Origin of the sequence: Kribbella pittospori, from assembly GCF_004331465.1 — a bacterium.
In the GTDB taxonomy this organism is placed as follows: Bacteria; Actinomycetota; Actinomycetes; order Propionibacteriales; family Kribbellaceae; genus Kribbella; species Kribbella pittospori.
Genome location: NZ_SJKB01000012.1, coordinates 119512 through 133743 on the forward strand (window position 1 = coordinate 119512; position 14232 = coordinate 133743).

Here is a 14232-nt window from a genome sequence, read left to right on the forward strand (position 1 = left end):
CGTGGAGGCAGACAAGTCCGCCCCGCTGAGGGTCGACGCGGAGACCGCGATCATCCTGCGCGAGGCATATCACAAGATCGAGGCGCTGTTCCGGGCCGACCACTACGGCCTGTACGACTACGTGCGGGTGGTGGCCGGCAAGATCGCGCGGGTCGACACGTTCTTCGTCGGCTTCCTCCAGGGCAGCAGCCGGGTCCGCTATCCCTACGGCCACGACGACGGCCGGTACGTCGACCCGGACACGCACAACTTCGGGCCGAACGGCCAGACCGCGTGGCTGCTGAAACGGCGGACGACGTACCGGTACGCCTACGACAACGGTGCCGCGCTGCATGCCGGCGTACCGATCGGTGACATCGGGCGGCAGTCCGAGGACGCGGTGACGGTGCCGATCTTCCGGCCGTCCAAGGATGGTCCGGACCAGTTGTTCGGGATGCTGTCGATGCAGAGCTACGAGCCGGACAGCTACGACGACAACGCCGTCCGGGCGTTCGAGTGGCTGGGCGGCGTGGTGGAGCGGGTGCTGACCCGCGAGGGCGAGGACCGGGAGGCGCTGCGGATGCTGCCGGCCGGCGACGCCGGACCCAACCTGCTCACCTCCGACCACGTGATGGAGTACCTGACCCACCGGGTCGCGTCGATCCGCGAGATCGCGGCGGAGGCGCTGAGCGAGTCCGAGCTGGCCGCGGCGGTGGAGGGTTATCTGCACCGCATCGTCGACGCGACCGAGCACATCCAGTCCGAGCTGATCGAGATGCTGATGGACACCGACGAGGGTCCTGAGCGCCGGTTCACCAGCCTGACCAAGGCCCAGCAGAACGTCGCGGTCCTGCTCGTCGACGGCCTCGACAACGACCAGCTCGCGGCCGAGCTCGGGATCAGCCTCAACACGGTCAAGACCCACCTCAGCGCGATCCTGCGCAAGTACGGCATGGTCCATCGCGCCCAGGTCGCCGACGACGTCCGCAAGTACCTCGCGCGGTGACCTCTCGACATAATTGATGACATGAAGTAACTTCCGGCTGCCGGTTAATTCCGAATTCTTCCGCCGCCCCTGGGAGGGTCTCGTGGTGTCTGATCCCGTGTCGCGTCGTACGTTTCTGGCCTCGAGCGGGGGATTGCTGGCGAGCCTGACGCTGCCGGCGGTACTGCCGGACCAGGCCGCCGCGGCGCCGGCGGCCCCGACGGATCTGGCGCGCTACCGGCCGGTGCGGGCTTCGTCGAGTACGTACGCCGCGACGCCGCCGCAGTTCGCGGTGGACGGACTGGCCGTGCCGGGAGTACGCGGGTCCGGGTGGCGGGCTGCGGGGTCAGATCCGCAATGGATCGTGGTGGATCTGGAGGACCGTTGCCGGGTGCAGGCGGTGCGGCTGACGTTCGAGGCGACCGCGCAGGACCCGGCGTTCGATTTCTCGGGTGGTAACCCGTACGGGAACACCACCGGGCAGGAACTGCTGTCCAGCTCGCCGTTGGACTTCCGCGTCGACACCTCGACCGACGGCTCCTCCTGGCAAACCGTCCACCAAGCGACCAACAGCCCAGGCGGCACTGTCGACATCACGCTGGATTCCGCGGTCACAGCGCAGTACGTCCGCCTGACCGGGACCCGGCAGGCGAACACGAACTCCCTTGGTTTGAACGGTTTCCAGGTGTACGGCACCACCGATGGACACCGCCCGCCGGCGACGGGCTGGACCGACTGGGGCCGGCATACGGACCGGCCGCCGGCGTTGCGCAAGGCCGCGGACGGCACGTTCCCGATCGAGTCCGGCTGGAACCTGACGATGGACGACTTCGCAGGTACGACGGACGGCGCCGCGCTCGCGCAACCCGGGGTCGACACGTCCACGTGGCTGCCCGCGACCGTGCCGGGCACCGTGCTCGGATCACTCGTGGAACAAAGGCATTTCCCCGATCCGGTCGAGGGGATGAACAACCTCGAGATCCCGGACGCGCTCAGCCGGCACGGGTGGTGGTACCACCGCAAGTTTGACCGGCCGTCCGGCTCCGGGCAGCGGGCCTGGCTCGAGTTCGACGGGATCAACCACCAGGCCGACGTCTGGCTGAACGGGACCCAGGTCGGCACGGTGAAGCATCCGTTCGCTCGAGCGGCGTTCGACGTCACCACGGCGCTGAAGGCGAAGAACGCGCTGGCCGTGAAGATCACGCCGATGCCGCACCCCGGAACCGCTGGTGACAAAGGCGATGCGGGCCAGGCGTTCGTGCAGTCCGCCACGTTGTACCTGGATTCGCCGACGCTGCTTGCAGCGTCGGGCTGGGACTGGATGCCCGCCGTCCGCGACCGCGCCGCCGGGATCTGGAACCACGTCCGCCTCCGCTTCACCGGTGACGTCGTACTCGGCGACGCGCGCGTGGTGACCAAGGTACCGAGCGTCGACCGCGCGAGCGTCGCGATCACGATCCCGGTCCGCAACGCGGCGGCCGCCGCCCGAACCGTCACGGTGAAGACCGCGTTCGACGGCCGGACGGCGAGCAAGACCGTCACCCTCCAGGCCGGCGCCGCCATGAACGTTGCCTTCGACACCGTTACGGTCGAGAACGCCAAGCTCTGGTGGCCCAACGGGTACGGCGATCCGACCCTGCACGAACTGTCCGTCACCGCGACGATCGGTGGCAGCACCAGCGACAGCCGGACGACGACGTTCGGCATCCGCGAGTTCGACTACAGCTACGACCTGCCGATCGTGATCGATCCCGCGACCAACAGTGCGGCGCAGACGGTGGGCCTTCCCCGCCAGACCGCTCGCTACCTGCGGATCCAGGGACGGCGCCGGGCCACCGGCTGGGGCTACTCGCTGTGGACCCTGGCGATCAAGGACTCGTCGAACCCCGACATCGACCTGGCTCGGGCCGGTACGGCGACCGCCTCGTCCGACGACGGCAGTCCGGCTGCGCAGGCGATCGATGGCAACGACCGCAGCCGGTGGTCCTCGCAGTACACCGACGACCAGTGGATCCAGGTCGACCTCGGTACGTCGAAGAGCTTCGACCGGATCGAGTTGCTGTGGGAGACGGCGTACGCGCTGCTGTTCACGATCCAGGTGTCCGACGACGGTTCGGAGTGGACCGACGTACAGGACGTCAGCAATGCACCGGTGCCTTTGAAGATCAGCGTGAACGGCGTGCGGGTGTTCTGCCGCGGCGGCAACTGGGGCTGGGACGAACTGCTCCGCCGGATGCCCGAGGACAAGCTGCGTGCGGTGATCGGCATGCACCGGGACATGAACTTCACCATGATCCGCAACTGGATCGGCTCCAGCACCCGCGAGGAGTTCTACCAGGCCTGCGACGAGAACGGGATCCTGGTCTGGAACGACTTCTGGGAGGCCGGTCCGTTCACCGACGACCTGCCCGGGTACGTCGACATCGCGCGGGACACGATCGTCCGGTACCGGACCCATCCGTGCATCGTGATCTGGTGTGGTGCCAACGAGCAGCACCCGCCGGCAGCGATCGACGCGGGCATCGCCGCGGCGGTACGCGAGGAGGACGACGAGATCCTCTACCTGCCGGACTCGGCCGCCGGGTTCGTCTCCGGGCACGGTCCGTACCACTGGGTCGATCCGGCCAAGTACTTCGATCCGAACACCTACGACACGTTCAACTTCGGCTTCCACACCGAGATCGGGATGCCGACGATCCCGGTGGTCGAGTCGATGCGCAACCTGGTCGGTCCTGACGATCCCGGCTGGCCGATCGGTACGCCGTGGTACCACCACGACTGGTCGACCCATGGCAACCAGCGGCCGGAGACGTACCTGGGCGCGATCGACGAGCGACTCGGATCGTCGAGCGGGCTGGAGGAATTCACCCGCAAGGCGCAGTTCGTGAACTACGAGAACATGCGGGCGATGTTCGAGGCCTGGAACGCGCATCTTTGGACGGACGCGTCCGCGCTGCTGCTGTGGATGTCGCACCCGGCCTGGCACTCGACTGTTTGGCAGACCTACGACTACGACCTCGACGTCAACGGCAGCTACTACGGTGCCCGGAAGGGCTGCGAGGCGATCCATGTCCAGGCGAATCAGATCGATTGGTCGGTCGTGGCGGTCAACCACACGACGAAGCCGGTGACAGCGAAGGTTGTCGCCGAGTTGTACGACCTCACGGGTGCGCGACTCGCCACTCACACCGACGATGTGGTGGTTGCTGCCAGCAACAAGACCGAGAGCTTCGAGGTCGCGTTCGGTGCTGAGCTTCCGGACCTGCATTTGCTCCGGCTCACGCTGTCCGACCCGCAGGGCAAGGTGTTGTCCGAGAACACGTACTGGCGGTATCGCAAGGCCACGGACGTCCAGCAGATGAACGCGCTGTCGGTCGCGAAGCTCGACGTGCGGTCGACGACAAGCCGCGGCAAGCTCACTGCGACCGTCCGCAACACTGGTCGGACGGTGGCCGCGATGACCCGGCTGTCGCTCCGGGATCGCTCCGGCAACCGCGTACTGCCCGCGATCTACTCCGACAACTACCTTTGGTTGCTGCCAGGGGAGTCCCGGACGATCACGGTGACCACTCCGAGCTCGGCCTCCGGCCTGAAGCTGGAGGCCGAGCCCTTCAACGACTAATAGGAGCGGGCGACGAATGCGGTCAGGCCGCGTTCGTCGTCTTCAGTCGGGAGCGTGCCGTCTGGGCGCTGCAGGCAGCGGACCGTGATCCCTGCCGTGGCGAGTCTGTCCTCGCCGTCTTCACCGACGACGTCGTACGGCAGGCTCGCCCAGCCGGTCGTCGCCACCTCCAATGCCTCGTCCACGGTGGAGACCGCCGTGGTCCGTGCGATCTGGCGCGCGGTCGCGTCCGCCAGCAGTTGAGCCTGGTCCGCTTGCATCGCCGCAACCATGGTCGAGGTGAGGTCCGGCAGACTGACGGTCTCCTTGCCGGAGCCCCGCAGCCGGCGTGCGACCGTTGCCACGTTGCCGTCCAGGTCGCGGGGTCCGAGCTCGATCCGGACCGGGACGCCTTTCAGTTCCCAGTTCACCGCGCGCCGGCCGAACGGCTGGTCGGTGCGATCGTCCACCTCGACGCGCAGGCCGGACGCCGTCAGCTCGTCCGCGATCCGTCGAGCGGCCGAGACTGTCTCGTCTCGGACGGCGAGTACGACGACCTGGGTCGGCGCGACGACGGGCGGGACACGCAGCCCCGCGTCGTCACCGTGCACCATGATCATCCCGCCGACCAGGCGCGTGGTGCTGCCCCACGAGGTGGTCCAGGCGAGCTCGCGCTGCCCGTCGCTCGACAGGAAGCCGATGTCGAAGGCACGGGCGAAGTTCTGGCCGAGTTCGTGGGACGTGCCCATCTGCAGGGCCTTCCCATCACCGGTCATGGCTTCCAGCGTCATCGTGTTGATCGCCCCGGCGAACCGCTCCCTCCGCGTCTTCCGGCCGGGCAGCACCGGGATCGCCAGCACGTTCACCATCACGTCGCGGTAGACGTCGTGCAGGATCCTGGTGGCGAACGCGCGGGCATCCTCGGCGGTCGCATGCGCGGTGTGGCCCTCCTGCCACAGGAACTCCGTCGTCCGCAGGAACAACCGTGGCCGCAGCTCCCAACGGACCGCGTTGGCCCACTGGTTCAGCAGCAGCGGTAGATCGCGATAGCTCTGGATCCACTTCGCCATGTACTCACCGATGACGGTCTCCGAGGTCGGGCGGACCACCGCCGGCTCCTCGAGTTGCTTGCCTCCGGCATGCGTCACCACGGCGAGCTCGGGACTGAAGCCCTCCACGTGCTCGGCCTCGCGGCGCAGGTAACTCTCGGGGATCAGCAGCGGGAAGTACGCGTTGGCCGCGCCGGCCGCCTTGATCCGCTCGTCCAGTGCCGCCTGCAGCCGCTCCCAGATCCCGTACCCGTACGGTCGGATGACCATGGTCCCCCGCACCGGCCCGTTGTCGGCGAGCTCGGCTTTGGCAATCACATCCTGGAACCATCGGGGAAAGTCCGTTGCCTGAGTAGCAAGCACGGATCGGGTTGCGGTCATGTGTCGTGAGTTTAGGAGCAGTAGCCGAACGCCGCCGCCCAATTACAGCTGAGCGCCCGGTGACCGATGGGTCACCGGGCGCTCAGAACTTCAGATCAGAGCGAGGCCAGTGCGTCGTTCCAGGTCTTTGACGGGCGCATGACGGCGGCGGCCTTGGCTGGGTCTGGCTGGTAGTAGCCGCCGAGGTCGACCGGGCTGCCCTGGACGGCGATCAGTTCGTCGACGATCGTCTGCTCGCTCGCCGTGAGCACCTCGGCGAGCGGGCCGAACGCCTTGGCCAGATCGGCGTCGTCGGTCTGCTTGGCCAGCTCCTGCGCCCAGTACAGGGACAGGTAGAAGTGGCTGCCGCGGTTGTCGATGCCGCCGACGCGACGGGTCGGCGACTTGTCCTCGTTCAGGAACGTCGCAGTCGCCCGGTCCAGGGTGTCGGCGAGGATCTGGGCGCGCCCATTGCCGGTTGCCTGGGCCAGGTGCTCGAAGCTCGCGGCCAGGGCGAAGAACTCACCCAGGCTGTCCCAGCGCAGGTAGTTCTCCTTGACCAGCTGCTGCACGTGCTTCGGCGCCGAGCCGCCCGCGCCGGTCTCGAACAGCCCGCCACCGGCCATCAGCGGCACGACCGACAGCATCTTCGCGCTGGTGCCGAGCTCGAGGATCGGGAACAGGTCGGTCAGGTAGTCACGCAGTACGTTGCCAGTCACGGAGATGGTGTTCTCACCGCGGCGGATCCGCTCCAGCGAGAACTTGATCGCGTCCACCGGCGCGAGGATGCGCAGGTCCAGACCCTCGGTGTCGTGGTCGAACAGGTACTTCTGGACCTTGGCGATGATCTGAGCGTCGTGAGCGCGGGTCTCGTCCAGCCAGAACACCGCCGGGTCGCCGGTGGCCCGGGCCCGGTTGACGGCCAGCTTGACCCAGTCCTGGATCGGCGCGTCCTTGGTCTGGCAGGCGCGGAAGATGTCGCCGGCCGAGACGGTCTGCTCCAGTACGGCGTTGCCGGCCTCGTCGACGAGCCGGACGGTGCCGGTGGTCTGGATCTCGAAGGTCTTGTCGTGCGAGCCGTACTCCTCGGCCTTCTGCGCCATCAGGCCGACGTTCGGGACCGAGCCCATGGTGGACGGGTCGAAGGCGCCGTTCGCGCGGCAGTCGTCGAGCACGACCTGGTAGATCCCGGCGTAGCTGCTGTCCGGCAGGACCGCGAGCGTGTCGTGCTCCTGGCCGTCCGGGCCCCACATGTGGCCGGAGGTGCGGATCATGGCCGGCATCGACGCGTCGACGATGACGTCCGACGGGACGTGCAGGTTCGTGATGCCCTTGTCGGAGTCGACCATCGCCAGGGCCGGTCCGGCGGCCAGCTCGGCGTCGAAGGACGCCTTGATCTCGGCGCCCTCGGGCAGCGAGGCGATGCCGTTGAGGATGCCGCCGAGCCCGTCGTTCGGGGTCAGGCCGGCCTTGGCCAGTACGTCGCCGTACTGCGCGAACGTGTTCGGGAAGAACGCGCGGACCACGTGGCCGAAGACGATCGGGTCGGAGACCTTCATCATCGTGGCCTTCAGGTGGATCGAGAACAGCACGTCGTCGGCCTTGGCCCGGGCGACCTGCGCGGTGAGGAACTCGCGCAGCGCGGCGACGTGCATCACCGACGCGTCGACGACCTCATTGGCCAGCACCGGCACCGACTCGCGCAGGACGGTCGTGGTGCCGTCGTCGCCGACCAGCTCGATCCGCAGCGAGCCGTCGGCCTCGATCACGGCCGACTTCTCGGTGGAACGGAAGTCGTCCTGACCCATGGTGGCGACGTTGGTCTTGGAGTCGGCCGACCAGGCGCCCATCCGGTGCGGGTGGGTCTTGGCGTAGTTCTTCACCGAGGCAGGGGCGCGGCGGTCCGAGTTGCCCTCGCGCAGCACCGGGTTCACCGCGGAGCCCTTGACCTTGTCGTAGCGGGCCTGGATCTCCCGCTCCGCGTCGGTCTTCGGCTCGTCCGGGTAGTCCGGCAGCGCGTAGCCCTGCGCCTGCAGCTCCGTGATCGCGGCCTTCAGCTGTGGGATCGAGGCCGAGACGTTCGGCAGCTTGATGATGTTGGCTTCCGGCGTCCGGGCCAGCTCGCCGAGCTCGGCCAGCGCGTCCGCGATCCGCTGGTCGTCCTTCAGGTACTCCGGAAAGAGGGCGATGATCCGGCCCGCCAGCGAGATGTCCCGGGTCTCCACCCCGACCCCGGCCTGACCGGCGTACGCCTGGATCACCGGGAGGAACGAGTACGTGGCGAGCGCCGGAGCCTCGTCGGTGTGGGTGTAGATGATGGTCGAGTCGGTCACCACGTGCTCCACTTCAGGTCGGCAAGCTCCGCCCCCACCCTAATAGGCGGTTCGCCCGACCCAGACCGGACGTGTCCATGCTCACGCTCCGTCGAGGTCATCGGGATGCGCGAGCTTGATTCCGGCCGCCGTGGTGACCGCGCTGGTGAAGGTCAGGGTGTCGATCGGGGAAGAGGCGGCCACGGTCGCGCCGGTCAGGGCGGTCAAGCCGCGGGCGGCGTCCCAGGTGCAGTCGACGAAGACCGCCCCGGACGCCTTGACCTGGGAGAACTCGGCCCCGGTCAGGTCGCAGGAGCGGAACACGGCGCCGGTCAGGTCTGCGGAGACGAAGTCCGCGTTCTGCAGTCGGCAGTCGGAGAACTCCACCTTCACGAACTTCGCGAACCGGAACGAGCCGAAGTCGAGCACACTGTCACGGATCGTGGCGTGCTGGATGCTCATCCCCGGCCCGGCGAACCCGGTCAGCCGGGACGACGTGATCGCGACCCGGGTGAGGGCGGCATCGGACCAGCGCGCGTTCGCGACGTCGCACTGGGACAGCTCCGCGTCGACCAGGATCAGCTTGTCCAGGTCCGACCCGGCCAGCTTGGCGCGGGTCAGCCGGCACCCGCTCAGCTCGAGATGCTCGGCGACGAGATCGCTCAGATCCACGTCCTCCAGCGACAGGTCGAGCAGCCTGTCCTCGTCGTCGAGGTCCTCCGGCGTGGGCGAGGCGGACTCGAGCTGGGTGCGCAGCCGGGGCGCGGCGATCTTCATGGAGTGACCGTAGCCAGAGCCGTGGACAATTCAGTTCGAGCGCAGGTAGTGCGCCGCCGCGCCGATCAGTGCCGAGTGCTCGGTGTCCTTGGTGGGCGCGACGTCGAAGCTGAATACCTCCGCCACGATGTCGAAAGCTCCCGAGATCGAGCCACCCAGCACGGTCTTCGTCACCCCGAAGCGGTCCAACCAAGGGGTGAGTGCGGTCGCAAGGTCACTGAAGGATGTGAGCAGGGCGTCCTTCGCGGCGGCGTCATCGGCTCGCGCCTGGTCAGCGATCTCCTTGACCCCATGCGCTTCGGTACCCGTGCTTGCGAAGTACCTGCGCAGGATCGCCCGCCCCGAGATCGAGTCCTCCAGCGGCTTGCCGTCGTACTCCGTCTTGTAGAGCTCACCGCCGGGCGGGACGGTGTCGCCCTCGCGGACCACGTGGCCGTCGGCCAGGAACGCCGTACCGACGCCGGTGCCGATGGTGACGCCGACGCAGCGCTCGACGCCGCGGACCTCGCCCGCGGTCCATTCACCGACCGCGAACGCCTCGGCGTCGTTCATGAACATCAGCCGGTCCAGGGCGAGCTCCGCGCGCAGGCTGTCGCCCAGGTTGTACCCGTACAGCTGGTCGAACTTGTCCTGGCCGCGATACCAGGCGACGCCGGTGGCGAAGTCGAACGGACCGGGCAGTGCCACCGCCAGACCGTTTGCCAGCGGCAACTTCCGGGCCGCCGCCGCCAACTGGGCGACGACCACCTCGGCCGCCTGCTGCGACTCGAGCTTGGCTCGCTCCACCACGTTCACAGACCAGTCGTCCGGCGACACGACTGCCGCCGTCACGTGACTGCCCCCGATCTCCAGCACCGCTACGTCCATCCGGTCATCTTGACAGCAGCGGGGTGTCGATCGAACCGGAAGGACTCCCGCTGGGACATCCGCGGCCGGCTCGGCGAGATCGCCGTACCGTGCACTGAGGGGAACCAGTCGGCAGTCCTGTCCGTAGAGTGTCTGGTACGAGTGACACTCGAGGGGATCGGGAATGCACGCCGAGAGCAGTGCGACGCCCGTGGTCGCGGCGCTGAGCGTCGTGGTCGCGGTGGGCGGTCATGCGCTCGCAGGTGGCACCGTCGCGTTGCAGTTGGTCTCGCCGCTGCTCGCCCTGACCGCGGTCTGCTGGCTGCTAGGTGAGTACCTCGCCGGCGAACGCGCACTGTCCGTGGTCGTTCTCGCGGCGATCCAGCTGTTCGTCCACGTCACCCTCGACGCGGCCCACGAGCCGATGGCCATGCCGATGCACCACGGAGGGATGCCACAGGGGATCGGCGGCAGTCTCGTCATGACCGCCGCACACCTGACCGTCCTGGTAGCCGGCGTCGTCGCGATCACCGGCGCACATCGCTGGGTCCACCGGGTGCTGCGGATCTTCGCGCGTCTCCTGCCCCAGCTGCCGATCCTGACCCCAGTACGCCGGTACGCCGCCGTACTGCTCGTCGTGCCGGCATCACCGCGACTGGCTCAGCGGTGGCTCACCTCGAACGTCTCGCGGCGCGGGCCGCCGGTCATCGCTGTGGTTTCAGCGATGTCCTGACCGGCCGCGTCTGCTTTCGCGGCCGGGTTGTCCCGCGTGTTTCCGCGAAAGGTTCTCATGTCCAAGAAGTTCGCCCTGCGTGCTGTCGCGATCGCGGCGGCATCCACGCTTGTTCTGGCCGGCGCCGCCACCTCGGCGTCGGCCCACGTCACGGTGTCGTCGCCGGACGCCAAGCCCGGTGGGTACGCGAAGCTGGTCTTCCGCGTGCCGACCGAGTCCGATACGGCCGCCACCACGAAGCTCGTCGTCTCGTTGCCCAAGGACCACCCGTTCGCCAGCGTCGGCGCGCAGGTCAAGCCCGGCTGGACGGCGGTGAAGACGACCGAGCAGTTGCCCGCGCCGGTCAAGGTCGGCGACGTCACGCTGACCAAGGCGATCACCACCGTGACCTGGACCGCCACAGCCGGAGGAGTCCCGGCAGGCAACTTCGACGAGTTCTCCTTGTCCGTCGGGCGCATTCCGGACGGCGTCGACGCGTTGAGCTTCCCCGCAGTGCAGTCCTACAGCGACGGTGAGGTGGTCAAGTGGGACCAACTCGCCAAGGAGGGTGCTGAGGAGCCGGAGCACCCGGCGCCGACGCTCAAGCTGGCAGCCGCGATCACACCGGTCGCGGCAACGACGTCGGAGACCGAGGACTCGTCGGATCCGCTGGCTCGGATCCTCGGTGGCGCCGGCCTTCTGCTGGGCCTGATCGGCCTGGGCCTGGGGCTCCGGTCCCGCAAGCCGGCCGGATCCGAGAAGGCGTAGTCGTGCGCCGACTGATCGCAGTACTGGTGGCGTCGCTGCTCGCTCTGGTGGTTTCCACCGGGGTGGCGGCGGCGCACGCCAAACTCGAGTCGATGACCCCGGCCGACGGTTCGTCCATGGCCGCACCGCCGACCAAGGTGGTGCTGACCTTCAACGAGCCGGTCGGCAGCAACGGCACGCAGGTGCAGGTCAAGTCGCCGTCCGGGAAGAATGTGGCCACCGGCGACGTGCAGGTGATCGACAACACCGTGACCCAGCCGGTCGGCGCGATGGTCGACGCCGGTAGGTACCAGGTCGACGCCCGCGTGGTGTCGGCCGACGGCCACCCGATCACCGTCAGCGGATCGTTCTCCGTCACCCACGCCGGCCACCCGGCCACCCAGCCGGGCGGTACGCCGACCGCCAGCCAGGACAGTGGTTCGAACACGGTCACGATCGTTGCCCTGTGCCTGGTGATGCTGGTCGTGGTGGCGCTCGCGATCGTCATCGTGCGCCGTCGGCCTGCCTCGCAATGAGGTCGGCGCGACTGACCGTCGCGGGCGGGATGGTTGCCGCTGGCATCGTGGTGATGGTGGTCGCCCTGGTCGCGGCCGGCGGTGCGCCGCAACAGTTGCCGGATGGTCTCATCGGTGCCGGAATGTCTTTGTCCTGGTCGGTTCCGGTACTGCGCTTCGTCGCCGACGCTGCCGCGATAGCAACGGGCGGTGCGCTGGTCGCCGTCGTACTATTGCTTCCAGCAACTGATGGGGTGTTGGGCCCGAAGGCGTTGCGGGCCTGCCAGGACGCGGCGATCGCGGCCGCGGTCTGGGCGGTGGCGAGCATCGGCGGGCTGATCACCTCGGCCGCGGTGATCCTGGGGATCCCGTTGTCGCACCTTGCCGAACACGCGTCCGTGGCGGGGGAGCTCTTACAGGTCAGGGCTCTGGCGGTGGCCGTCGTACTGACGGCGATTCTCGCGGTGGTCCTGAGCGGCTGCCGGACGGTCCGTGGCGCGTGGTTCGCGGTGCTGCTCACCGCAGCGGCACTGACCGGTCCGCTGCTCACCGGGCACGGCGCGATCGAGCGGACGAACGTCTGGTCCGTGCTCGCGACCACCTCGCTGGTCGTCCACGTCTTCGCGGCGACTGCCTGGATCGGCGGCCTGGGCGCCGTACTGCGGTATGCCCGGGATCGGCAGGCCGTCGAGCGCTTCAGTCGGCTCGCGCTGGTCTGTGCGATCGCGATGGGCGTCACCGGATTGCTCACCGCGGAGATCCATCTCGGCGGGCGGGAGGACGGCTGGGCGCTGATCACGCAGTGGGTCACCAGCGGGTACGGCGCTCTGGTTTTCGCGAAGACCGTGGCGTTCGCGATTCTCGTGGCGGTCGGGTGGTGGCATCGGCGTACGACGCTCCCGGAGCTGGCGGCCGGGGATCCGGCGGCGTTCCGGCGGCTGGCGGTCGTCGAGCTGCTGATCATGGCCGGGACCGTGGGCTTGGCGGTTGCCCTTTCGCGCACGCCGTGACGTGCGGACTCGGTGATATGTCAACAGCTGTCCGTACAATGGGTGGATGACGGAACCACGGTGGCTGGATGCGCGTGAGTCGCGCCTCTGGGAGTCGTACCGGGACGCGCATCGCGAACTGATGCGCGCCCTCGAGGCCCGGCTGATCGCGAACTCCGGGCTCTCCGGCGCCGACTACGCCCTGCTGCATCCGCTGTCCGTCGCGGAGGACGGCGTACTGCGCACCCGCGACCTGGGTAAGTCCGTCGGCTGGGAGCGCAGCCGGTTGTCGCACCAGGTCAGCCGGATGGAGAAGCGTGGGCTGGTCACTCGCGAGGAGTGCGAGTCGGACGCACGTGGCTCGATGGTCCGGCTCACCGGCCTCGGCCGGAAGGCGATCGAGGCGGCTGCACCGGACCACGTCGAGGCCGTCCGCAGCTACTTCTTCGACCACCTGAGTCCCGAGGAACAGAGCCAGCTCAGTGTCCTCCTCGAACGCGTCCTCACCGCGGTGCCGGCGAATCCGTGCGCGACACCGGACTGCGACGAATAGATCACATCCGACCGTCTCGTGAACCCTTGGGTTGACATGTCATCTCGATTGGGTATTTTGGTGATGCATCACCAAAGAGCCTTCGGGCGCCCCTCTCTTCGTGAAGGAACAGTCATGCCCAAGATCGCGATCATCCTCGGCAGCACCCGCCCGGGCCGCAACGGCGAAGCCGTGGCGCAGTGGGTGCTGGATCTCGCCAAGCAGCGCAGCGACGCCGAGTTCGAGCTGGTCGACATCGCCGACTACAAGCTGCCGCACCTCGACGAGGCCGTGCCGCCGTCGATGGGTCAGTACAGCCAGCCGCACACGCACGCCTGGGCCGAGAAGATCGGGTCGTTCGACGGGTTCGTCTTCGTCACCCCGGAGTACAACCACTCGACGTCCGGCGCGCTGAAGAACGCGATCGACTTCCTGTTCAAGGAGTGGAACGACAAGGCGGCCGGCTTCGTCAGCTACGGCGCCGTCGGCGGCGCCCGCGCGGTCGAGCACCTGCGCCTGGTGATGGGCGAGCTCAAGGTCGCCGACGTCCGCAACCAGGTCACGCTGTCGCTGGCCACCGACTTCAAGAACTACTCCGAGTTCGCCCCGGCCGACTTCCACGAGCCCGAGGTCCACGCCATGCTCGACCAGGTGATCAGCTGGAGCAACGCCCTCGCCAGCGTGCGAGTCCCCGCCGCTGCCTGATCGTCCTGCTTCTCCAGCCCGTCCCGGTGCTCTCTGCGCCGGGGCGGGCTTTCTGGTGGTGACTCCCGGTATTCAGACGTGACACGCCGTCACGGAGAGCAGTCGGGGGACGGGGTCGGAAGA

At 68.2% G+C, this 14232-nt stretch carries 12 protein-coding genes; 8 read left to right on the forward strand and 4 right to left on the reverse strand.

Annotated features, from left to right (window positions below; all coding sequences use genetic code 11):
- Position 1 precedes the first annotated feature (1 nt).
- Both E0H73_RS32755 and E0H73_RS32760 read left to right on the forward strand, forming a co-directional pair.
- Entirely contained in the window at positions 2–985 is a 984-nt protein-coding gene (locus E0H73_RS32755; RefSeq protein WP_131362893.1) for a helix-turn-helix transcriptional regulator, read from the forward strand.
- 85 nt (positions 986–1070) lie between these two features.
- Positions 1071–4586, forward strand: a complete 3516-nt coding sequence (locus E0H73_RS32760; RefSeq protein ID WP_202867671.1) for a discoidin domain-containing protein — start codon at positions 1071–1073, stop codon at positions 4584–4586.
- Here E0H73_RS32760 and proS read toward each other — a convergent pair.
- The 4 genes from proS to E0H73_RS32780 form a co-directional block, all read right to left on the reverse strand.
- The gene (gene proS, locus E0H73_RS32765) at positions 4583–5995 is read right to left on the reverse strand and encodes a proline--tRNA ligase (protein WP_131362897.1); all 1413 of its coding nucleotides are present in this window, start codon (positions 5993–5995) and stop codon (positions 4583–4585) included. The genes E0H73_RS32760 and proS overlap by 4 nt on opposite strands.
- A gap of 95 nt (positions 5996–6090) precedes the next feature.
- A complete protein-coding gene (locus E0H73_RS32770) occupies positions 6091–8307 on the reverse strand; it encodes an NADP-dependent isocitrate dehydrogenase (protein WP_131362899.1) in 2217 nt (738 codons plus the stop codon).
- 81 nt (positions 8308–8388) lie between these two features.
- Positions 8389–9063, reverse strand: a complete 675-nt coding sequence (locus E0H73_RS32775) for a pentapeptide repeat-containing protein (protein ID WP_131362901.1) — start codon at positions 9061–9063, stop codon at positions 8389–8391.
- Between the two features lie 30 nt (positions 9064–9093).
- Positions 9094–9930, reverse strand: a complete 837-nt coding sequence (locus E0H73_RS32780; RefSeq protein ID WP_131362903.1) for an ROK family protein — start codon at positions 9928–9930, stop codon at positions 9094–9096.
- A 163-nt stretch (positions 9931–10093) separates the two neighbouring features.
- Between E0H73_RS32780 and E0H73_RS32785 the strand changes: the two genes are divergently transcribed.
- The 6 genes from E0H73_RS32785 to E0H73_RS32810 all read left to right on the forward strand — a co-directional run bounded on the left by E0H73_RS32785 (position 10094) and on the right by E0H73_RS32810 (position 14109).
- Entirely contained in the window at positions 10094–10642 is a 549-nt protein-coding gene (locus E0H73_RS32785) for a hypothetical protein (RefSeq protein ID WP_131362905.1), read from the forward strand.
- Between the two features lie 57 nt (positions 10643–10699).
- Positions 10700–11389 carry a YcnI family copper-binding membrane protein gene (locus E0H73_RS32790; protein ID WP_131362907.1) on the forward strand — a complete coding sequence of 230 codons (690 nt, stop codon included), beginning with the start codon at positions 10700–10702 and terminating at the stop codon, positions 11387–11389.
- 2 nt (positions 11390–11391) lie between these two features.
- A complete protein-coding gene (locus E0H73_RS32795; protein ID WP_238164419.1) occupies positions 11392–11904 on the forward strand; it encodes a copper resistance CopC family protein in 513 nt (170 codons plus the stop codon).
- Positions 11901–12893: a copper resistance D family protein gene (locus tag E0H73_RS32800; protein WP_131362909.1), complete on the forward strand. Its 993-nt coding sequence runs from the start codon at positions 11901–11903 to the stop codon at positions 12891–12893. Before E0H73_RS32795 ends, E0H73_RS32800 begins: the two co-directional genes overlap by 4 nt.
- Before the next feature lie 46 nt (positions 12894–12939).
- On the forward strand, positions 12940–13425 hold the full coding sequence (locus E0H73_RS32805; protein ID WP_131362911.1) for a MarR family winged helix-turn-helix transcriptional regulator: 486 nt from the start codon (positions 12940–12942) through the stop codon (positions 13423–13425).
- Positions 13426–13539: 114 nt separating this feature from the next.
- Positions 13540–14109 carry an NADPH-dependent FMN reductase gene (locus tag E0H73_RS32810; RefSeq protein ID WP_131362913.1) on the forward strand — a complete coding sequence of 190 codons (570 nt, stop codon included), beginning with the start codon at positions 13540–13542 and terminating at the stop codon, positions 14107–14109.
- Positions 14110–14232: the final 123 nt, after the last annotated feature.

What these genes read in the sequence shown, in the direction of transcription:
- proS (WP_131362897.1), bottom strand. Translation starts at nt 5,995, where the DNA reads ATGACCGCAACCCGATCCGTGCTTGCTACTCAGGCAACGGACTTTCCC.
- E0H73_RS32775 (WP_131362901.1), bottom strand. Translation starts at nt 9,063, where the DNA reads ATGAAGATCGCCGCGCCCCGGCTGCGCACCCAGCTCGAGTCCGCCTCG.
- E0H73_RS32780 (WP_131362903.1), bottom strand. Translation starts at nt 9,930, where the DNA reads ATGGACGTAGCGGTGCTGGAGATCGGGGGCAGTCACGTGACGGCGGCA.
- E0H73_RS32785 (WP_131362905.1), top strand. Translation starts at nt 10,094, where the DNA reads ATGCACGCCGAGAGCAGTGCGACGCCCGTGGTCGCGGCGCTGAGCGTC.
- E0H73_RS32790 (WP_131362907.1), top strand. Translation starts at nt 10,700, where the DNA reads ATGTCCAAGAAGTTCGCCCTGCGTGCTGTCGCGATCGCGGCGGCATCC.
- E0H73_RS32800 (WP_131362909.1), top strand. Translation starts at nt 11,901, where the DNA reads ATGAGGTCGGCGCGACTGACCGTCGCGGGCGGGATGGTTGCCGCTGGC.
- E0H73_RS32805 (WP_131362911.1), top strand. Translation starts at nt 12,940, where the DNA reads ATGACGGAACCACGGTGGCTGGATGCGCGTGAGTCGCGCCTCTGGGAG.
- E0H73_RS32810 (WP_131362913.1), top strand. Translation starts at nt 13,540, where the DNA reads ATGCCCAAGATCGCGATCATCCTCGGCAGCACCCGCCCGGGCCGCAAC.